Source organism: Verrucomicrobiia bacterium (genome assembly GCA_035629175.1).
In the GTDB taxonomy this organism is placed as follows: Bacteria; Verrucomicrobiota; Verrucomicrobiia; order Limisphaerales; family DASXHY01; genus DASXHY01.
Genome location: DASPIL010000018.1, coordinates 13291 through 32678 on the forward strand (window position 1 = coordinate 13291; position 19388 = coordinate 32678).

General features: G+C 59.9%; 16 protein-coding genes. 2 read left to right on the forward strand and 14 right to left on the reverse strand.

From position 1 onward, the window contains the following. Positions 1-14: 14 nt before the first annotated feature. The 11 genes from murG to VEH04_02460 form a co-directional block, all read right to left on the reverse strand. Positions 15-1202, reverse strand: coding sequence for an undecaprenyldiphospho-muramoylpentapeptide beta-N-acetylglucosaminyltransferase (gene murG / locus VEH04_02410; GenBank protein HYG21607.1), 1188 nt, complete (start codon positions 1200-1202; stop codon positions 15-17). Next, positions 1199-2347 carry a putative lipid II flippase FtsW gene (gene ftsW, locus VEH04_02415; GenBank protein ID HYG21608.1) on the reverse strand — a complete coding sequence of 383 codons (1149 nt, stop codon included), beginning with the start codon at positions 2345-2347 and terminating at the stop codon, positions 1199-1201. The genes murG and ftsW overlap by 4 nt, the downstream gene beginning before the upstream one ends. 15 nt (positions 2348-2362) lie before the next feature. Then, positions 2363-3157, reverse strand: a complete 795-nt coding sequence (locus VEH04_02420; GenBank protein HYG21609.1) for a LysM peptidoglycan-binding domain-containing protein — start codon at positions 3155-3157, stop codon at positions 2363-2365. Between the two features lie 163 nt (positions 3158-3320). Then, complete coding sequence (murD, locus tag VEH04_02425; GenBank protein ID HYG21610.1) at positions 3321-4700, reverse strand: UDP-N-acetylmuramoyl-L-alanine--D-glutamate ligase; 1380 nt, start codon at positions 4698-4700, stop codon at positions 3321-3323. 25 nt (positions 4701-4725) lie between these two features. Further along, on the reverse strand, positions 4726-5910 hold the full coding sequence (mraY, locus tag VEH04_02430; GenBank protein ID HYG21611.1) for a phospho-N-acetylmuramoyl-pentapeptide-transferase: 1185 nt from the start codon (positions 5908-5910) through the stop codon (positions 4726-4728). Further along, positions 5910-7301 (reverse strand): UDP-N-acetylmuramoyl-tripeptide--D-alanyl-D-alanine ligase, encoded by a 1392-nt coding sequence (gene murF, locus VEH04_02435; GenBank protein ID HYG21612.1) that lies wholly within the window; start codon positions 7299-7301, stop codon positions 5910-5912. The genes mraY and murF overlap by 1 nt, the downstream gene beginning before the upstream one ends. Before the next feature lie 28 nt (positions 7302-7329). Beyond that, the gene (locus tag VEH04_02440; GenBank protein HYG21613.1) at positions 7330-9219 is read right to left on the reverse strand and encodes a penicillin-binding protein 2; all 1890 of its coding nucleotides are present in this window, start codon (positions 9217-9219) and stop codon (positions 7330-7332) included. A gap of 191 nt (positions 9220-9410) precedes the next feature. After that, positions 9411-9776, reverse strand: a complete 366-nt coding sequence (locus VEH04_02445) for a hypothetical protein (protein ID HYG21614.1) — start codon at positions 9774-9776, stop codon at positions 9411-9413. 81 nt (positions 9777-9857) lie between these two features. After that, complete coding sequence (gene rsmH, locus VEH04_02450; protein ID HYG21615.1) at positions 9858-10796, reverse strand: 16S rRNA (cytosine(1402)-N(4))-methyltransferase RsmH; 939 nt, start codon at positions 10794-10796, stop codon at positions 9858-9860. A gap of 18 nt (positions 10797-10814) precedes the next feature. After that, positions 10815-11384, reverse strand: a complete 570-nt coding sequence (locus VEH04_02455; protein HYG21616.1) for a hypothetical protein — start codon at positions 11382-11384, stop codon at positions 10815-10817. 3 nt (positions 11385-11387) lie between these two features. Next, entirely contained in the window at positions 11388-11852 is a 465-nt protein-coding gene (locus VEH04_02460; protein HYG21617.1) for a hypothetical protein, read from the reverse strand. 268 nt (positions 11853-12120) lie between these two features. On the opposite strand from VEH04_02460, the gene queA reads away from it, so the two are divergent. Both queA and VEH04_02470 read left to right on the forward strand, forming a co-directional pair. Then, positions 12121-13194, forward strand: coding sequence for a tRNA preQ1(34) S-adenosylmethionine ribosyltransferase-isomerase QueA (queA, locus tag VEH04_02465; GenBank protein ID HYG21618.1), 1074 nt, complete (start codon positions 12121-12123; stop codon positions 13192-13194). Positions 13195-13234: 40 nt separating this feature from the next. Further along, complete coding sequence (locus VEH04_02470) at positions 13235-13945, forward strand: dihydrofolate reductase family protein (GenBank protein ID HYG21619.1); 711 nt, start codon at positions 13235-13237, stop codon at positions 13943-13945. Here VEH04_02470 and VEH04_02475 read toward each other — a convergent pair. The 3 genes from VEH04_02475 to VEH04_02485 are packed head-to-tail and all read right to left on the reverse strand — an operon-like array spanning position 13934 to position 19239. Next, positions 13934-16387, reverse strand: coding sequence for a tetratricopeptide repeat protein (locus VEH04_02475; protein HYG21620.1), 2454 nt, complete (start codon positions 16385-16387; stop codon positions 13934-13936). The two genes, VEH04_02470 and VEH04_02475, sit on opposite strands and share 12 nt — an antisense overlap. Then, a complete protein-coding gene (locus tag VEH04_02480; protein HYG21621.1) occupies positions 16384-18633 on the reverse strand; it encodes a protein kinase in 2250 nt (749 codons plus the stop codon). The genes VEH04_02475 and VEH04_02480 overlap by 4 nt, the downstream gene beginning before the upstream one ends. Positions 18634-18681: 48 nt before the next feature. Next, on the reverse strand, positions 18682-19239 hold the full coding sequence (locus tag VEH04_02485) for a sigma-70 family RNA polymerase sigma factor (protein ID HYG21622.1): 558 nt from the start codon (positions 19237-19239) through the stop codon (positions 18682-18684). Positions 19240-19388: the final 149 nt, after the last annotated feature.

The following is a 19388-nucleotide window of genomic DNA, read 5'->3' on the forward strand; positions in this document are numbered from 1 at the left end:
CCAGGCAGCCGCCGTCATCCCGCGCTCTCCATCGTTCGTGCGTGATGATCATGACCACAGGAACAGCAGTGGCCCGCGTTCGTTGCAGCGATTCTGTCATGCTCCCGCTGCACTTCAGAAAGCATCGTCTCCGCGATCCGTCCTGCAGCGTCGGGTGACTGCCATTTTTCCAGTGAGGCCTGGATGGTTGAGCGTGACCGCTCGTTCGAAACCAGTTCTTCGGCCAGGGTGACGAGCTGTTCCGGCGTTGCCGTTTTCTGTTCCATCAAACGGGCCGCGCCGGTTTCCACAAATGCCAGCGCGTTATGGAGCTGATGATTGTCTGTCGCCGCGGGGTAGGGAACCAGGATTGCCGGGAGCCGCACCGCCGCGAGTTCCGCGAGCGATGATGCACCCGCGCGGCTGACGACTGCGCTGGCGGCGCCAAGGGCCAGATGCATGTCGGCAAAAAAGGCGTGAACGATCGATTTCATCCCGCCACGCGCGCATGCTTTTTCGACGCGGTCGAAATCGTGAGTTCCCGCCAGCCAGAACAATTGGAGTTTTGGCAGGGCACGTTCCAGGAGCGGCAACGCATTCAACACCAATTCGTTCACCCCGCTCGCCCCCTGGCTTCCGCCCGTCACGACCAACACGGGATGGTCGGGATCGAGATTCAGCGCCGTGCGACAGGTTGTCGGGTTGAGATTTTCGAAAGCGGGCCGAACAGGAGTTCCGGTTGTCGTGATCAGCCGGGTACGAAGGCGCTCCGCGGTTTGCGGAAAACCGACAAACGCCTGGTGCACGGCACGTGAAAGCCAGCGGTTCGCGCGGCCGGGAATCGTATTCGACTCGTGAAGGAATGTTCGCGCGCCCGCACGTTTTGCGGCGAGGATTGGCGGCGCACTGGTGAACCCGCCCATCGCAAGCGCTGCATCCACCCGCCTGGCACGAAACAGTTTTCGGGACGCCCGATAGGATTGGACGAAGCCGCGCAGAAACGCGAGGCGCCTTCCTTGCGTCAACCCGACTGCTGGGAGCGTCACCACTTCCATGCCGTGTGCCTGTTGCACGGCGCGTTGATCCACTTCCTTCGGGGAAATCAGCAACGTCACCGAACAATCGCGAGCGGAAAGCTGCTCTGCGACCGCAAGCCCGGGAAACAGGTGTCCACCCGTGCCGCCGCAGGCGATGACAACGTGACGTTTTGCCGCAGCATTCATGCGGTTTGCAGTTCCCGCATCGTGACTGTTTCGTCCGCCAGGGATTCCGTGACACGCGCCCGCCGCGCCACACTGAGAAGGACCCCAACGCAGGTGAGCATTGTCAGGAGATTCGACCCGCCGTAACTGATGAACGGCAGCGGGAGACCCTTGTTCGGAAGGGCACTTGTGACCACGCCTATATTGATTGCCGCCTGCAATCCTATGAGCAGCGTGATGCCGACGGCCAGCAACAGGCCGAACGTGTCACGCGCCCGATACGCGATGTAAAATCCGCAAATCACGAAGATGATAAATCCAGCAACCACAAGCAGTGTCGCGATGAGGCCCAGTTCCTCGCCGATGATCGAAAGAATGAAATCCGTATGATGCTCCGGAACGAACCCGAGTTTCTGCCGGCCATTGCCCAATCCCAGTCCCAGCCAGCCGCCCGAACCGAGCGCCAGCATTGCCTGGTAAGCCTGATAGCCGACACCGGATTTGTTTTCCTCCAGGTAAATCCAGCTGAATATCCGTTTCATGCGCATCGGATCGTGCCACAGCGAAAAGGCAAGGCCGGTTCCAGCGAGCAGCATGGGAGGAATGAAAAAACGCCAGCGCACGCCAGCCACCATCAGCATCGCGCCACTAACGGCCGCAAGCAGCACCGTGGTTCCACGATCGGGTTCAACAAAGATCAAGGCGAGCATCGGAACAATGATCAACGCCGGAAAAAAAATCCCGCGTTTGAACGTGCCCATCTGCCGCTGAAAGTGATCTCCATACCACGCGAGTGCCACAATCAACGCAAGCTTGCCAAGTTCTGATGGCTGGAGGTTCATCGGGCCGAGACTGATCCAACGCTGCGCGCCGTTGATGCGGCGGCCGAACTGCGGCAGGAGCACGGCGACCAGCAACACGATCGCCACGCCCAGCAGCGCCCACCAATAACGCTTGAGAATGCGGTAATCGAGGGACGCTGCGACAACGCAGGCAACAAGCCCGGCAGCGCACCACACCAGCTGCATCAGGAGAAATCGCGCGCCCACCTGTGTCATGCTCGAGCTGTAAAGCATCACCATGCCGAGCGCCAGCAGGGCAGCGACACAGAAGACCAGCGTTGTAACGGCGACCTTCATCTGTTGGTTGGCGCCGGATTGAGGCATCCGGCGCCGGGAACATCAAAACTGCCCGGGAGGCGTGAGACTCGGCGCTCCAGGCGCAGTTTCACCCGCCGGCAACGGCGCGGGGGCTGGAGCCTTCGCAGGGAGGGTCAGTTTTTGTCCAACCCGAATTCTGTCCGTATTGAGATTGTTCGCGTTACGCAATGCGCGCACCGTGGTGCCGTTCCGGCTTGCGATGCTCGTCAGCGTGTCGCCGCTCTTCACGGTATACGAGCGCTCGCCATTGCCGTTGGAAAACGCCCGCGCCGATGCCGATGGCGAAGGCGCCGCAGCCGCTGGGATCTGCAGCTTCATTCCGATGCGAAGGCGGGTAGGCTGCACAGAGGGATTCGCTTCCTGCAAGGCGCGGATCGATACACCCGGAAACTTCCGCGCGATTGATGAGAACGTATCCCCCTTCACGACGGTATATTCCTGCGTTGCGGAGTACTGCGGAACAGGATCCTGGATGACCGGCGCCGGTTCCGTGTACTGGTTCGTTGGTGGAACGTAGGTGGTGTTTGTTTCCACGTGTGGCGGCATTCCGGCTGGATCGTTCGTCGGCAAGTCCGGGGGCGCATAATTCGTCGGTGGATCAAGGACCGGCTGATCGTCGAACGTGTTCGTCATTTCAGGCGCGGGGATCGGATCCGGCTCGGGCGTGCGGCGGCATCCGTTTGTCAGCAGGAGCGCGACGAGTCCGGCGATGTGCATCGAGAGAATGCAGAACACCGCGAAACGAACGCGCTGGCGTCCCACGTTCTTCGGCTCGGAATCGGAGCTTTGCGGTTTGAAAGGGCTGGAATTATTCATTTTCAATGTCGCGCTGGCGCGCCGTTTTTTGAGGAATGGACAGGTGGTGATTCGCAGCACGGCTTTCCCTCAAAAAACCGCGCAACGAAAAATTCTCGCTTCCAGCGCCGTCAACACAGGCGCTGAAGTTTTGTCGTAATCTATCGCTCATATAGGGGTGGCATCATACGGCACCACTACTAATTGATTTCACTGCAGCACAAAAGCATTCACCGCGTTCCTGATAGTCTTGAAACTGATCAAAGCTCGAACAAGCAGGTGAAAGCAAAACTACATCGCCGGGCACCGCATTTCTGGCCGCTTCTGTCACTGCTTCTAACAGTGAATCCATGAGGGTGCAAGGAGTAAACAGGCCCCACGCTGATCGAATCTTTTCACGCGCTTCTCCAATCAAAAATGCACCCTTCACACGCCGCGAAACCAGCGGGCTGAGCCGATGAAAATCACCCCCGCTGTCGCGTCCGCCCGCGATCACCCAGACGTTCGGTTTTCCCGCTTCACCAGGCCGCGCCGATTCCAGCGCGCGATGCAAGGCATCGGGATTCGTGGACTTCGAATCATCGATGAACTGAATGTCCCGCCACTCCCCTGCGATTTGAAAACGATGATCGGCATGTTCGCACTGCTTCAGCGTTTCGACCATCGTCTCGAGCGGCAGCCGCAGCGCGCGCCCGACAGCCAGCGCCGCCATCAGATTCTCGGCATTGTGCAATCCGCGAAGCTGGCATTGCTGCATGTCGAGCAGGGGTCCTTCCCAGTTGGGGAACCGGCTGAGAATCAGTCCACGGTCGAGAAACAAATCCGCATCCTGGTCCGCCCCGCTGAACGTGATGATTTTTCCTGGCGGCGTGATGCCCGCCGACTGCAGCTGCTTCAGCGCCTCCAGTTGCACAATCGACCAGTCAAACACCTGTTGGTTCCGAAAAAGGTTTCCATACGCCGCCAGAAGATCCTCGTTCCCTGGGAAACGGCTGCCGTGATCGGGATACGCGTTCAGCAACACCGCTACCGCGGGCCGAAAAAATTGCGTTGCCTGCAGCTGCAAGGCGTTCACCTGCAGGATCAGAAAATCCAGCGCCGCCGTTTGGTCGGCAACGCATCCGACTGGATTCGATCGATGTCCCGCCCGCACCGTGGTGCGATGATTCTGCACGAGCATCTGCTCGATCAATCCCGCTGTCGTGCCCTTGCCATTGGTTCCCGACACCGCCACTGCAAGACACTTCGAAAGCCGCCATCCCAGTTCCAATTCACCAATCATCGAAATATCGCGGTTCGCGATACCGGCCACTCCCGCAGACGCCGGCGCAGCCTCCGGGCTGAGCACAACCAGGTCAAAATGCCCGCGCAGGGCATCAGCGGTTCCGCGTTGAACCTCGATGCCTTGGCTCCGCAAATCATCAACCGTCGCGGGCGGAACGTCAGCTTCGTCGGCAGCGACCGCCACAACGCGCGCTCCGGCACGGCGCAACAAGCCCGCCGCGGCCATCCCGCGGGGGTCGAACCCCACCACCAGAACGTTTTTATCAGCCAGGTCGAGCATCAGGTCAGGTCGAAGTTGAAGGTGTTCATCGGATCTTCAAGGTGCTCAGGGCCACCACCGCAAACAGAATGCAGAGGATGTAAAAGCGCATCACAACTTGTGATTCGTACCATCCCATTTTTTCGAAATGATGGTGAATGGGCGCCATGAGGAACACGCGGCGTCCCGTGCCGAAGCGCTTGCGCGTGTACCGGAACCACTGGCGCTGCACGATGACGGACACCGCTTCCATTACAAAAACACCACCGGCAATCACCAGAAGGAACGGCTGGTGCACGAGCACTGCCATCAAGCCCAATGCGCCGCCGAGCGCGAGCGATCCCGTGTCGCCCATGAAGACGCGCGCAGGATGACAGTTAAACCACAGAAACCCCAGCCCCGCGCCTATCATCGCGGCACAGAAAACCGTCAGCTCGCCCGCCCCCGCCACATAAGGAATCTGCAGATACTCTGCGGCCCTGTAATTCCCCGCCGCATACGTCACAATCAGGAAAACAAAGGAGACGATTAGCGTGCAGCCAATTGCCAGGCCGTCAAGACCGTCGGTCAGGTTCACCGCGTTCGAACTCCCCACGATGGCAATAGTCGTTAAAATCAGGCCGCCGATGGCGCCGATCTGAAGCGGGTATTTATAAAATGGCACCATGAGCACGCTGACCAGGTTGCTCGCAATCACATCGCGGCTTTCAGGAAACTTCAGCCAGCTCTGCGCTGGCAGCTTCCAGAGATACACCGCGACGAACAATCCCAGCGCCACCTGCACCCATAGTTTCACCTGCGGCCGGGTCCCGTGACCGGTCTGTTGCGTGATCTTGGCGTAATCGTCATAGAACCCGAGCCCCGCGAGAACCAGCACGGATAGCAGCGTGAGTTCCACGAGCGGATTCCACGCCGTCCAAAGCAATGTCGTGCTGCTCAGCACTGCCACGATGAGAATTCCACCCATCGTCGGAGTACCTTTCTTGCTGATGATCCGCGTGTCGAATTCACCGTGTTGATCAGCGATGTCCTTATAGTCCTGGCCGAACTTCAGGCGTTGCAGCCAGCGGATGACTTTTGGCCCCAGCCACCAGCTCAAAGCGAGGGCCGTGACGGCCGCGCCGGCGCTGCGAACGCTGATGTATCGAAACAGCCGCAAAGCCGAGGTCTGCTCACTCCACGGCGTGCCTTCCGACCAGTCGATCAGTTTTTGGCTTAGGAAATAAAGCATCAGCCCTTCCTCGTCTCGCCCCGCAACAACTCTGAAATACGCTCCAGTCGCGAAGACCTCGAGGCCTTCAACAACACGACATCCCCGGAGCGGACAAAACTCTTGATCGCGTCGGCTGCCGGTTCCACGGCCTGGAATTCGAGCACGCGATTGAGCCCCGCCTCGCGTGCCGCCTGGGCCGTCAGCGTCGCCATCTTTCCGACGGTGAACAGTTGTTCCACCCCGAGCTCGGCCGCACGACGCCCCACTTCCGCATGCGCGCTCGCGGCGTGCTCACCGAGCTCCGCCATGTCGCCCAACACTGCAAGGCGGCGTCCATTGCATGGCACGTCACGCAAGGTTTCCAGCGCGGCCAGAACGGAATCGGCATTGGCGTTATAGGCGTCATCGAGGATGCGCACACCGTTGAGGTCCCAAACCTGCAATCGCATTTTCGGCGCCTGGCACTCGGCCAGGCCGCCTCGGATTTCCTTTGGCCCAAGCCCGAGAGCGGCGCCCACGGCAATCGCGAGCAAAGCATTCATCACCTGATGCCGCCCAAGAAGCTGGATGCGGTATTCGCCGGAGAAAATGGATTGACGGGATTGCACCTGGAAGGTTGCGCCGTCGCGATCCACCCGAACGCTGAGAGCACGCCAGTCATTGCCTTCGCCGAATCCCACCCGCACCACGCGCGCCTGCGTCCGCGCGATCAACTGCGGCGTCCATTCGTTGTCGCCATTCACAAACAACGTCCCATCAGCATGCAGGCATTCGGCGAGGATTCCCTCCTCGCGCACGACGCCGTCGAGATCTCCAAAAAATTCCAGATGTTCGCGACCGATGTTCGTGATGACGCCGAACGACGGCTGGATCATCCGCACAAGCGGCTGAAGTTCGCCGGGATGGTTCGTGCCCACTTCGAGCACAGCGACCTGGTGCCGCGACTCAAGCCGCAGCAGGCTTAACGGAACGCCAATGTCGTTGTTAAAACTGGCTTCGCTCCACAGCGTCGCAAGCGTCTGCCGCAACACAGACGCGATCAACTCCTTGGTCGTGGTCTTTCCGTTCGAGCCGCCGATCGCAACCAGGGGAACGGTGAAGTCAGCGCGGTATCGCCGCGCCATGGCGCCGAGGGCGAGGCGTGTGTCTTCCACTTCAACGATCGCGCAATCGGGCAGTTCAGGCACGATGCGCCCGCGGTTCACAGCCACCGCCGCAATTCCCTTCAATGCCACGTCAGAAATAAAATCATGCGCATCGTGACGCTCGCCAACCAGCGGAACGAACAGATCGCCAGCCTGCGCCGATCGCGAGTCCGTGCAAACACGGCGGATCGGCATGTCAGGCAAACCCCGGCGCTCCCTGCCGCCACAGGCATCGACAAAAAATTTCAAACTGCGAACGTCCATACTCAGTCAACCATCTGATCCCGCATTTTCATTGGGTCACCGCGACTCGCGGCTGTTCGGTTTGTGTGATGGTCTCCGGCGTCGTTTTCTTCTCCTGGATGTCGGGTTTGATGTTTAGATAACTTGCCACACGCTCAGCGATCCTTCGAAACGCGGGCGCCGCAACCTGTCCCCCGTAATAGCCTTCCTTGGGTTCGTCGAGCACCACTGAGATGCACAATTCCGGGTTGCCGGCTGGAAAAAAGCCGATGAACGAGGAGATGTATTTTCCGCGCACATAGCGGCCATCCTCGACCTTCTGAGCTGTTCCCGTTTTGCCCGCCACCGTATAATGCGTGAGCGCTGCTTTCGGCGCAGTTCCGTTCGTCGATACCACGTCCTTGAGCGCATCCGTGATCTCGGCCGCGGCGTGTTCGCTGACAACACGGCGGATGACTTGCGGGCTGTAGCGGGCCACCACGTTTCCCTGATAATCCTCCAGCCGGTCGACGAGCATCGGGCGCATCAGTGTTCCCCCGTTTGCAATCGTGTTCATTGCCATCAGCATCTGCAGCCTCGTGACGGCAATGCCGTGTCCCATCGGAATCTGGGCGATCGTGACCTTGCTCCACTTCTTGACGGGATGAACAATGCCGCGCACTTCGCCGGGCAGCGTGATGCCTGTGCGCTCGCCGAAGCCAAAGAGGCCGAGATATTCATAGAGACGATGTTCGCCCATTCGGATTCCCACTTTCGCTGAACCGATGTTCGACGACTTCATCACAATCTCGCGAACGCTCAGTGCGCCGTACTTTTCATGGTCATGCAGCACGCGCCCGCCATAAAGGAACCGCCCGCGCTCACAATCGAACACGTCCTCAAGCCCGATGATTCCGTCGTTCAAGCCGCCTGAAATGACCAGTATCTTGAACGTTGATCCAGGCTCAACGACGTCGCTGATGATCCGGTTCCGCCGGGCATCGGGCGGATACGCGCCGGGATTGTTCGGATCGAAGGTCGGATAAGTCGCCATCGCCAGAACCTCGCCAGTCTGGGGCCGGGTCACGATGGCGGACGCACTGATCGGCGTGTGCTTTTCCATCGTTTCGGCAAGAACCGATTCCACGACGTTTTGGATGAACGAATCAATCGTCAGAACCACGTTGATTCCCTCGCGCGGTTCAACATCCTGTTCGCGAAATGAAACGAGTTCACGGCCGCGCCGGTCAGTTTCAGTCAGGCGCCAGCCGGGAACTCCACTGAGCTTCGAGTTCATCATCAGCTCGATTCCGTCGCGCCCCTGGATTTCGTTGATCAGGTGTTCGTCAATGCGGCGTTCGGCGGTGCTGGCGAATCCGAGCACATGGGCGGCAAGCGTCTGGTTGGGATAAACGCGAATCGGATAGTCCTCGCTGAACACCGACTTCTGCCGAAGGCTGCGATAGAACGCCTGCTCGTTGCGCGAAAGCGATCGCTCATCGATGCCCAGATTCAGATTGGTCATCGCCGCGCGAACGGCTTCCCATGTTTCGACAGGAACACGGGTTTTCAAACGCACGTAGGAGTTCGTGATCGTGAGGCCCTGGCTGTTGACCCGCGTGCGCGGAACCAATTTTTCGCCGAGCTCCTGCTCAGGAATCCCGAGCAGCGGCGCGAGTGCTCGCGCCACTTCCGGTGCGTGCGACCCGATCAACGTCGGGTCCGCACAGACCACCTTCACGTTGACGCTCGTGGCCAGCAGGTTTCCATTCGCGTCCAGAATATCGCCCCGTCGCGGCTCGAACAGGTATTCGCGATGGGTGTTCTGCTGGGCGAGCGCTTTGAGCCGGCCGTGGCGGAGCACCTGCAGGTCGACAAGGCGGTACGCGAGCGCCGCGAGGCAGAGCGTCAGGAGGAGCCCGAGCCCGAGCAACCGCTTGAATTGTAATTGCTTCGCCATCTAAAAAGACCAGCCGCCCGCGGCGGTCGGTTCCTCAAACGACGGCGTCACGAGCGGCGGTTTAAAGTGTTTCATCAGCCTGGAGAGGGTTGGATCATCTGAGCTGCCAACCGCTCGTGGCTATCGGTTCCTCACGACAGCGCACGAGCGGCGGCAAAATCCATTCTCAAGTTTTCGTCATGCGTCGGTTTTCAATGTTCCGCATATTGTTTGCCGGTGTCTGATTTCACGTGCTGCGCTTCCCCTGCGGGTTCCTTCAAAACCCATTTCTGCGACGGAACCGCTGGAACCAGCCCCAAATTCAATTCTTTGATCTTTGCTTCCAAAAACCGGGGCAGATGCATCATCGCAAGCTGGTTTCGCAGCTTCACGTTTTGCGCCTTCAAAGCATCGAGCTCCTGCTCGCTCCGGCGAATTTGCAGCGCCAGTTCTTCGATCTGCCCCTTCTGCCATACGTATCCCACGCCCGAGCCGCCAATGAGCAGGCAAAGCAGGAACGCCTTGATTGCCGGTCCAAACCGGATCGCTGCCGTCTGCGTTCTTCTGTTTCGAGCCATGTTGCCAGCGGAGGCTGGTATTTGTGGCCCCGCCACACCCAGCCATCCGTCATTCCGTTTCTCCGATGTTCCATCACTGCATCAAACCAACCCGGCCTTCTCCATCACGCGCAGCTGCGCACTGCGGCTGCGCGGGTTCTCTGCCAGTTCCTCGTCACCCGGCAAAATCGCTTTTCGCGAAACCCATTTCAGCTCAGGCACCTTCGGCTGCCGCAGTTCGGGAACATCCACTTCGCCTGGAAACGTGTAGTCGCGCGCGTGCGTCCGCCCGAATTCCTTCACCACGCGATCTTCCAGCGAATGAAACGTGATCACCGCCAGCCGTCCGCCTGCCTTCAAGATCTGCAACGACGCTTCCAAACCGCGATTCAAAGAGCCGATTTCATCATTCACTGCAATTCGCAGGGCCTGAAAAACGCGCGTCGCCGGATGCGCCTTCTTCCCGTGCCGCGGTGCCAGCCTTTCGATCAGGTCCGCGAGCTGCCGCGTCGTCTCGAACCTGCGGGACTCCCGGTCATGGACGATTGCATGCGCGAATCGTCTCGATTGCCGCTCGTCACCGTATTCCCAAAAAATCCGCGCGAGCTCCTGGCCCCTCGCCGTGTTGACCAGTTCCGCCGCCGTCAACGCCTGCCGCGTGTCCATGCGCATGTCCAGCGGCCCGTCCTGCTGAAAACTGAATCCCCGCTCCGCGACATCCAGCTGCGGCGAACTCACCCCGAGATCCAGCAAAACGCCATCGCATCGATTTGCAGGCAACCACTCTGTCAGTTCCGAAAAATTGCAGCGGCGCAGCTCGAACCGCCCCGCAAACCGGCTCAACCGCTGCCTGCCATTCTCAATCGCGGCGCCATCGCGATCGCATCCATACAACCATCCAGTCGGTGAACTCCTGTCCAATATGGCTTCCGCGTGTCCAGCCCCACCGAGGGTCCCGTCGGCGTAGACCCCACCCGGCTTCGGGGACAGCGCGTTCAGCACTTCCGCCATCATCACCGGCTTGTGGACGAAATCGGGCACTTCGCATCGGCTCCTCGCTCAGGACCTGATCAGCTCAGGCGTTTCGGGCGATGGTCCCGCCGCAGGAGTTTCCGTTTTTTCCTGCACGGCAATCTTGACTGGAACCACCTCAACATCCGCCTCGCTCAGGTCGTTTCGAACCACGCGTATGCGTTCCAGCGAGAGCTCGCCCTGCACGGGACCTTTATCAAAGCGGGCAATCCCGGTGTGGTTGCGCGGCTGACGCCAGCTGAGCGGATTCAGGCGTTTGAAAAAACTTTTCCAGCGGGCGCCACCTTGTGGTTTCGCTGCTGTCACAACAGCCACGGGTTTCGTCACCGCCGCTGGCCCGCAAATCTCCGGCTTCGGCGGCATCGCGGTCTCCATCGCTTTTGGCAAAACTTCGTTGACGGGCCTCGACGCCCCGGTTTCGTGCGGCAGGCGGCGATTGAACTCCGCCTGGACCGCTTGCGAACGCGCGGACGTGAACGGATTCTTTTCCGAACCAAATTTTGGCAGCCGATTCTTCTCGCGCATTGCGTAACGGCTCTCACCGTCGTGCAGCCCGATCAGGCTCTTTCCCGATGTCAACAATCGTCCAAGGCTCATGGCTTACTCCATCATCTTGAATGCTTCCTGCGCCATGATGGCGTCAGAAGCACGAACACGGTCGTATCGCTCTGGATTCCAAATCTCAAAGCGGTCGAGCAACCCAACGAGGACGGCCTCGTCTTGAATCCCTGCCGCCTTCGCCATTCCTTCGGGCAGGCAAATGCGGCCGCCCTTGTCCAGCGTGACTTGTTCCGACTCGCTGCCGATGAACCGTTTGAGAACGACCTTGTTCGGATCGCCATTGGGCATCGCATCGATGTCGCGCATGAGTTCCGCCATTTCCTTGGGAGGCAGGACTCGCAAACAGGGTCCTTCCTTCGCCTTCGGCCAGAGCATCAGTGTGAACTCAACACTCGCGTCGGCTGGCCGCCATTTCGCCGGGACCTGAACACGCCGCTTCTCATCCACTCCATGTCGATAGAGCGAATTGTAGTAAGTCGGTGCATTGATTGCGTCGTCGGCCACTTATTCACAGCAGTTTGGCGAAGTGCAATTTCGCCCCACCACGCCCCACTTTAAACCACTTCAAGCCACTTCGTGTCAACGACATTCCGGAACGCTTATCCCAAAGTTATTAACAGTTCCGAGGAGCGGGTGGTAAAAAGCTGCGGGTAAGACCCCAAAACCCAGAGACCGTTCTGCCCTCCGCCGCTCTGCCCTTTGCCCTTTGCCCTTTGCCCTTTGCCATTTGCCATTTGCCATTCTCCGCCAGCAGCCTTTACCGTCCCGACGGATGCGCACTGCGGATTTCGATTACCATCTGCCGCCCGAATTGATCGCCCAGGAACCCCCGCCCGAGCGCGATCAAGCCCGTCTCCTGCAGTTGCAGCGAAATCCGGAGGCGATCAATCACGGCGCAATCCGCGATTTCCCGCGATTTCTGCAGCCCGGTGACGTTATCGTTCTCAACAATTCAAAGGTTTTCCCCGCCCGCCTGCGTGGGCGCAACAAGGAAAGTGGCGGGGCTTTCGAAATCCTCTTGATCGAGGAGAACGCCCGGAACGACTGGTGGGTGATGCTCCGCCCGGGGCGCCGGGGCAGCCTCGGGACCGAAATCATCCTCCACGACACCACACCCCGCCCCACTTCCCTTTCCGCCCGAGTTGTGGAAATAAACGCAGAGGGCCATCGGCGCATGGTCTTCTCAGCCGCCGAAAACATTGCTGACATCGCGGAGAAAATCGGCGAAGCCCCCCTGCCGCCCTACATTCATCGCAAGAATGGCAGCGAGGCGGATGATCGGGAACGCTACCAAACGGTCTTCGCGAACGCCCGGGGCTCCGTTGCCGCGCCGACCGCAGGACTTCATTTTACCCAGGAATTGCTCTCGAACATTCGGCGGCGCGGCGTGGAAATTGCCTTTGTGACCCTGCACGTCGGTCTCGGAACTTTCGCGCCCGTGAAATCTGATCTCGTTTCAGAACATCAAATGCACGAGGAGCGTTACGTTGTCAGCGACGCCACCGCCGCCGCCGTCAGCGCCGCCAGAGAACGCGGCAGCCGAATCGTTGCGGTTGGCACCACCTCCCTGCGCGTGCTCGAAAGTGTCGCTGCTGCAAACGACGGAAAACTTGCAGGCGGATCGGGCCGCACACGCATCTTCATTCATCCGCCATACCGCTTTCAAATCGCGAATGCGTTGCTCACGAATTTCCATCTGCCACGCTCAACGTTGTTGATGTTGGTCAGCGCATTCGCGGCGCCAGGTGAAACGCGCGGCCGCGATCTGGTTTTGCGCGCGTACACTGAAGCGATCAAGGAACGCTATCGTTTTTTCAGTTTTGGCGATGCCATGTTCATTCAATGACGTGCAAGAAAACTCGCATCCCGATCTTGAAGACCAATCGATGAAACCGTTCGTGTTCATCAACATGGCGATGACTGCGGATGGGAAGATCGCGACCGCCAATCGCGCGATCTCCTCGTTCGGCAGCAAGGACGATCAGGATCACCTTCTCGAATTGCGCGCAACGGCCGATGCCGTCATGGCTGGCGCGCGGACTGTCGACTCAGCTGACGTGAACATGGGCCCCGGACCTGCGAGATTTCGCGCGATGCGAATCAAACGCGGGCTCGCAGAATACAACCTTCGCATCATCGTGAGCCGCTCAGGGTCGATCAATCCCGGCGCTGCAATCTTCAAGCATCCCTTTTCGCCCATCCTGATTCTCACCACGGATGCCGCACCGAAATCCAGGGTGAAGAAGCTGCGTGACCTGGCGGATAAGGTTGAATCGTTCGGCGATCGGGAAATCGACTTTCCTGCTGCACTGGCGTGGCTGCACAAGCAATGGGGCGTCAAGCGTCTGCTCTGCGAAGGAGGGGGTGAATTGAACGACGCGGTTGTTCGCGCGGGCCTGGTGGATGAAATACATCTGACTGTCTGCCCGTTCATCTTTGCTGGCCGCGAGGCACCGACGATCGCTGATGGTGCGGGAGTTTCGAACCTTGCCAGTGCTGCGCAGTTCGAGTTGAAGAGCCGTCGCCGCGTCGGGGCGGAAATGTTTCTCGTTTATCGCGCCCGCGTCGCATTGCGGCCCCCGAACTCAGTTGCGTGATTGCAGGGCACGCAGATGCTGCCGCGCCACGGCGTTGTTCGGCGCGCGTCGCAAAACCTCCTCAAACTCGGCTGCAGCTTCCTCACGCTTCCCCTGGTTCATCAGCGCAGTTCCCAAATTGATTCGCGCCTCGACCAACTCGGGCATGAGGCGCACGGCCGCCCGGAATTCCTCAACCGCCGCCTCTGCTTTGCCTTCCCGCCCCAGGGCAAGCCCGTGCAAAAAGCGCGCTGTTACAAGATCTGGTTTCAGCCGAACCGCATCTGCATAATACTGCGCGGCTTCCGTCCGCTTCCCCAGCTTCTCCAGGTTCTGGCCCGCTTCAATCCGCAGGGCTGCATCGCCAGGACTCAGCATCACGGCGTCCGCATAGTTGGTCGCCGCGGCAGCGAGCCATCCGCGCCCCTGGCAAAATCGAGCGAGGGTGGCGAGCTCGGAACCGCGGCGGATCCGATGCCGCAGCGCCTTTTGAAAACATTCCTCCGCACGATTGGTTTGGCCCGCTGACTCATACAGCTGGCCCAAACCCAGCCACGCGGTTCCGAATGCGGGCTTAATTCGCACAGCCCGCTGATACTCTTCAATCGCTTCCTCCCTGCGATCGAGTTTGGCAAGCGCTTGCGCCAGGTTTTGCAGGGCCCAGACATCCTGCGGTTCCCATGCGAACGCCTGGCGAAACGCGTCAACTGCCGCTTCGAACTTCTGCTGCTGCGCGCGCGCGAACCCCAGCTGCGACCACGCTTCCGGGTTGCTGGGCCACAATTGGGCCGCCCGTTCGGAGGCATCTGCAGCGAGCGCGGCATCGTTGTTTTGCAAACGCAGAGCCGCCGCCTGCAGCCAGAGCCACGCGTCTTTCGGCGCCCCTTCAAGCGCAGTTTCGGTCTGCTTCAATGCCGCGGCCAGCCGTTCAGCTGAAAGGCTCGCCTGCTCCATCCGCGCGGCGAGCCGCTGCGATTCGACCGCGTACGTCGACTGCTGGTTGAAGGGCGCGTCACTGAGGCGGTTCAGCATGTCTGACAACGCGGAATGGCGAGTGAATTCATTGTATCCCAAACGATTCGCACAGTCCGACAGGCCCGGCCATTTTCCAGGAACCGCACCCTCGCGCACGCTTGCGGGGAGCAAGGCCTCGATCTCCTTCACGATGGTTTCGGCGAGCAGGTAATTGCCCTCAAACGTAAGATGCACGTGCTCGTAAAACAGCTCGTGTCCGGGAACACCACCGCCACTCGCTGAAGCAAACGCGCGTTCAGCGTCCGCAAGCGCAACACGATTGTCCGCCGCGACCCTGCGCGTGATCTCGTTCAACCTGGAATCACAACGAAAGCGCAAGGTGTCCAAATCGCGCGCAGCAGAAAAGTAAGCTGCGGCGTCGGGTCGATTCAGTTCCAGCGCGCAGGTTCCGGCCCGGAATTGCAGTTCAGCGATTGTTGGATCCTTCTCGATCGCCGTCTTGAAATGATCGAACGCCGCCTGGTGTTGCCCCGCGGCGTGTGCCGCCGAGCCCTGCTCCAGGAGATCGCGCAATTCCTTCGAAGAACCTTCGCCTGCACTTCCCTGCTTCGATGCGAACGGAGCCGAATCGCGCAGGTTGACTGCAACGGTGCTGACTACAGTCTTCACGCCGGCCCGCTCGCCCGAGCGGATGATTGTGGAAAGGTTCTTTTCGAAGTTGCGATACACACGTTCCATGCGCTGGTCATCAGCCCCAACCTGTTGATCGAGAAACATGGTCATCCCGCCCCACTCTCCCTTTCCAGGTGGCGATTCCTGAAGCCGCTGCCTCAACGTATCGAGCGCCTGGCCAACGCGGGTTGCCTTCAATGCGATGCTGCTTCGAATCAGCGGCAATGGTGGCACTTGCGGGCCGAACACAGTTCCCGCTCCAAACGGCCCCACCACTTCGTTGTTGCCCATGTAAACCACCCAGATGTCCGCGTCCACATCCGCGCAATCACTCGCGATGGGGACTATCACGTGTGAGTTGATGCCAGTCATCGCGGTGTTGATGACCTCGAATCGCGTGTGCGGATAACGGCCGCTCAACAGGGCTTCAATGCAACGGCTCACGCTGAATCGCGGCTGTGGATCGCCGAACGCCGCCGATTCCCCAAACACGAAGATGCGGATCGTCTTGGAATCCTTTTGTTCCGAGATCCAGAGAGGCTGCGGCGTGCGGGCCATTCGTTCGCCAAAAAATCGCCAGCCAAACCGGCTGTTCTGCACGAGCTTCACGCCTTCGCCGGTTTTTTTTCGAACCAGAAAGCTTGTTGGATAGCCAAAACCAATTGCCCGAAGAACCATTTCCACGACCAGGAGGAGCAGCAAGGGCACGGCGAACATCACGATAATTCGCGCCAGCCAAAGCCGGCGGCGCGAGCGCGGCGCTTGCGCTTCGATCGGGTTTGCGGCGGCCGAGAATTTCGATTGGCGTTTTTTCATTCAGCAGACACGCGTGGCTCGAGCGCGGCGGATGGCTTCTGCAACATGGAGTGCGCCTCGCGCAGGAGATCGCGCGCAAACAACCAGTCGAACCAGAATCCTTCGTCGCGGCTGCCAGCGTCCAGTGATGACTCGAACCGCGTCGAAATGATCCGTTCCGCATTGGAGAATTCGGCCTGCGCGGATTCGTGCTGCCCGGCCCGATGCCGCAGCAGCACCAGCAGCGCGCGCGCAGTGGCGCTGCGCACTTCGTTGTGGTCGGAACATGCCAGCGCCTTGAGGCACCATTTCTCGGCACGGGCGAAATTGCCGCGGCGATATTCAAAAAGCCCAAGCGAGACCGAAGCCCACGCCGTGCGGAACGAATCTTCATACGTCCGCATTTCCGAGTTGGAGAAAGTCCGATCCGCAAAATCGGCAAGCGGTTCCAAAGCGGACATCACCACGTCGTCGGGAGGGAAGAGCAGGCTGATCTTCAAAATCCGCTCCGCCGCCACCGCGCTCGCCGTCCCGCCAAAACGTTCAATCGCACCCATGCGAAACCGGTTGTAGGCCGCCGTATCCTTCAACTCGACCAGCGCAGATCCGCACCCCAGGTAATCCAGGGTGGAAACATCCCAGCCATCGAGCTGGTTCACCTGCAGCAGAACCGTGTAACGCTGGGCCGCGTTGCGCCAGTCACCCTTCATCGCATGCCACTCTGCCAGCGCGCGAAAAACCGAGGCGCCTTCCATCGTCACAGGAGTCAGCGGAATCTCCGCGATGACCCTGTCGGCCTCTGCAAAGCGATCCTTGCCCATCAGCGCCGCCGCCTGCGTGATTTTCTCCCGCGCTTCGGCCTGCCGCCGCGCTAGTGTTTCCGTTACCCGCGCCCGCTCGGCACGCTGCTCCGCCTCCACCGCAATCCGCCGCGCTTCGCGTTCCTTCAGGAAGAGAATCAATGATGTGCTGAACCCGGCGATCAAAGCCGCAGCCACGGCGGCTGCCGCGCCGCACACCACCTTGTTCCGTCGCACAAGTTTCTGAAACCGATACAGGCGGCTTGGGGGACGCGCCGCAACGGGCTCGTGCTGGAGGTAACGTTGAATGTCCATTGCCAGCCCATTCGCCGTTTCGTACCGCCGCGAACGATCTTTCTCGAGCGCCTTCATCACGATCCAGTCCAGATCGCCCTTGAGCAAGGAGATGAGCTTGGGCGGCTCCGCCTGGCGTTCACGCGCGGTCGTCAATAACTCCTGCCCCTGCATGGTCGTCACCATCGTCGACGGCCGTTGCGGCTCCCGCTCGCGCAACGTTCGGCGCATTTCATCGAACCCCGACTGCATCAGCTTCGCGGGATCGAAAGGCGTCTTGCCCGTGAGCAATTCATAGAGCAACACACCGAGGCTGTAGATGTCGCTGCGGGTGTCAATGTCCAGCCCGCTCATCTCCGCCTGCTCCGGGCTCATGTAAGCGGGCGTGCCGATGAACTGCTCGTACGCCGTGAACAGCGTCTTGTCTGTCAGCCGCATCTCCGTCGCCTTCGCAATACCGAAGTCGATCACCTTCGGCACAGGCACGCCGTCATGCAATGTCACAAGAACGTTGGACGGCTTGATGTCGCGATGAATGATCCCTTTTTGATGGGCATGCTGGATGGCCTGGCAAATCTGGATGAAGAGATGCAGACGCTGGCTCGTGTCCTGATGCGCCTGATTGCAATAATCCGTGATCTTGAGCCCGCGGACCAATTCCATCACGAAATAAGGACGGCCTGTCTCCGTCGCCCCGGCGTCAAGCACCCGGGCGATGTTCGGATGATCCATGAGGGCGAGCGCCTGGCGTTCGGCTTCGAACCGGGCGATCACGCTCTTGGTATCCATTCCGAGCTTGATGATCTTGAGCGCCACGCGGCGGCGCACCGGCACCTCCTGTTCCGCCATGTAAACCACGCCGCACCCGCCCTCGCCAATCCGCTGCAACAGCTTGTAACGCCCTATGCGCGAGCCCGGGCCTTCACTAACCCGCGACTCGCCCAGCCCGTCGGCAGACGTTTTCGATACGGCCGCTGCGCTTTCCGCAACTGGCGCGGCATCGTCGAAAAATGCATTCGCCGCCGCAGCGGCCTCCAGCAATGAATCGATCCGCTTCCGCAACGCATCGTCGCCGAGGCACGCCTGGTCGAGAAAGGCACGTTGCGACCCGATGCTGTCGAGCCTGCGTGCTGCGTCGAACAAGGCTTCTTCCCGCTCTCGCGTTCGCGTCATGCGTCAATGGTTGTCATCGGATTCTTCCAAGTTCACTCCAGTCCGCCCTTACTCCTGCGCCCGGATCGAATGGTAAATCCACGCCTTTGCATACGCCCATTGGCGTTCAACAGTGCGTTCGGTCACTCCCAGGCTTTCCGCCACTTCCTGGTTGGTGAGGCCTGCGAAAAATTTCATCACGACCACCTTCGCGCGATCGGGATCTTCCGCCCGCAATTTTTCAAGGGCTTCGTCAATAAGGAGAACCTTGTCGTCCGGAGTCGATTCAGCGAGGTCGATGGAATCAATGTCGAGCCGGGCCAGCCCGCCGCCGCGCTTCAGCCGTGACTTTCTCCGCGCGTTCTCGATCAATATCCGGCGCATGGCTTCGGCGGCCGCGGAAAAAAAGTGTGCGCGGTTTTGCCATGAATGTCCGCCATCGGCGACCAGTCGCAGCCAGGCTTCGTGAACAAGCGCGGTGGGTTGGAGCGTCTGTCCCGCAGCTTCATGCGCCATGCGGGCGACCGCAAGGCGGCGCAACTCCTCGTAGACCAACGGAAGCAAGTCATTCGCCGCCTTCCCTTCTCCCCGGCCGATCGCCTGCAGAACCTGGGTGATGTCGCTCATGCAAATGGAACTTGTCGGCGAGATCGTAACAGGAACCGGGGAAAAAGTGCAAAGCGAGAAAGCCCGCGCCGATGGCTTCTAATCTCCGCACAACCAGCCGCTCTGGGCGGCGATTGGAAAGACAGGTCTAAAGAGTCGGACCTCTTTGC

Coding starts and splice junctions, on each gene's coding strand:
- VEH04_02485 (HYG21622.1), bottom strand. CDS start 19,239: ATGAGCGACATCACCCAGGTTCTGCAGGCGATCGGCCGGGGAGAAGGG.
- VEH04_02440 (HYG21613.1), bottom strand. CDS start 9,219: ATGGCGAAGCAATTACAATTCAAGCGGTTGCTCGGGCTCGGGCTCCTC.
- ftsW (HYG21608.1), bottom strand. CDS start 2,347: ATGCCTCAATCCGGCGCCAACCAACAGATGAAGGTCGCCGTTACAACG.
- murD (HYG21610.1), bottom strand. CDS start 4,700: ATGCTCGACCTGGCTGATAAAAACGTTCTGGTGGTGGGGTTCGACCCC.
- queA (HYG21618.1), top strand. CDS start 12,121: ATGCGCACTGCGGATTTCGATTACCATCTGCCGCCCGAATTGATCGCC.
- mraY (HYG21611.1), bottom strand. CDS start 5,910: ATGCTTTATTTCCTAAGCCAAAAACTGATCGACTGGTCGGAAGGCACG.
- VEH04_02475 (HYG21620.1), bottom strand. CDS start 16,387: ATGAAAAAACGCCAATCGAAATTCTCGGCCGCCGCAAACCCGATCGAA.
- VEH04_02455 (HYG21616.1), bottom strand. CDS start 11,384: ATGAGCCTTGGACGATTGTTGACATCGGGAAAGAGCCTGATCGGGCTG.
- VEH04_02470 (HYG21619.1), top strand. CDS start 13,235: ATGAAACCGTTCGTGTTCATCAACATGGCGATGACTGCGGATGGGAAG.
- murG (HYG21607.1), bottom strand. CDS start 1,202: ATGAATGCTGCGGCAAAACGTCACGTTGTCATCGCCTGCGGCGGCACG.
- murF (HYG21612.1), bottom strand. CDS start 7,301: ATGGACGTTCGCAGTTTGAAATTTTTTGTCGATGCCTGTGGCGGCAGG.
- VEH04_02480 (HYG21621.1), bottom strand. CDS start 18,633: ATGACGCGAACGCGAGAGCGGGAAGAAGCCTTGTTCGACGCAGCACGC.
- VEH04_02420 (HYG21609.1), bottom strand. CDS start 3,157: ATGAATAATTCCAGCCCTTTCAAACCGCAAAGCTCCGATTCCGAGCCG.
- VEH04_02445 (HYG21614.1), bottom strand. CDS start 9,776: ATGGCTCGAAACAGAAGAACGCAGACGGCAGCGATCCGGTTTGGACCG.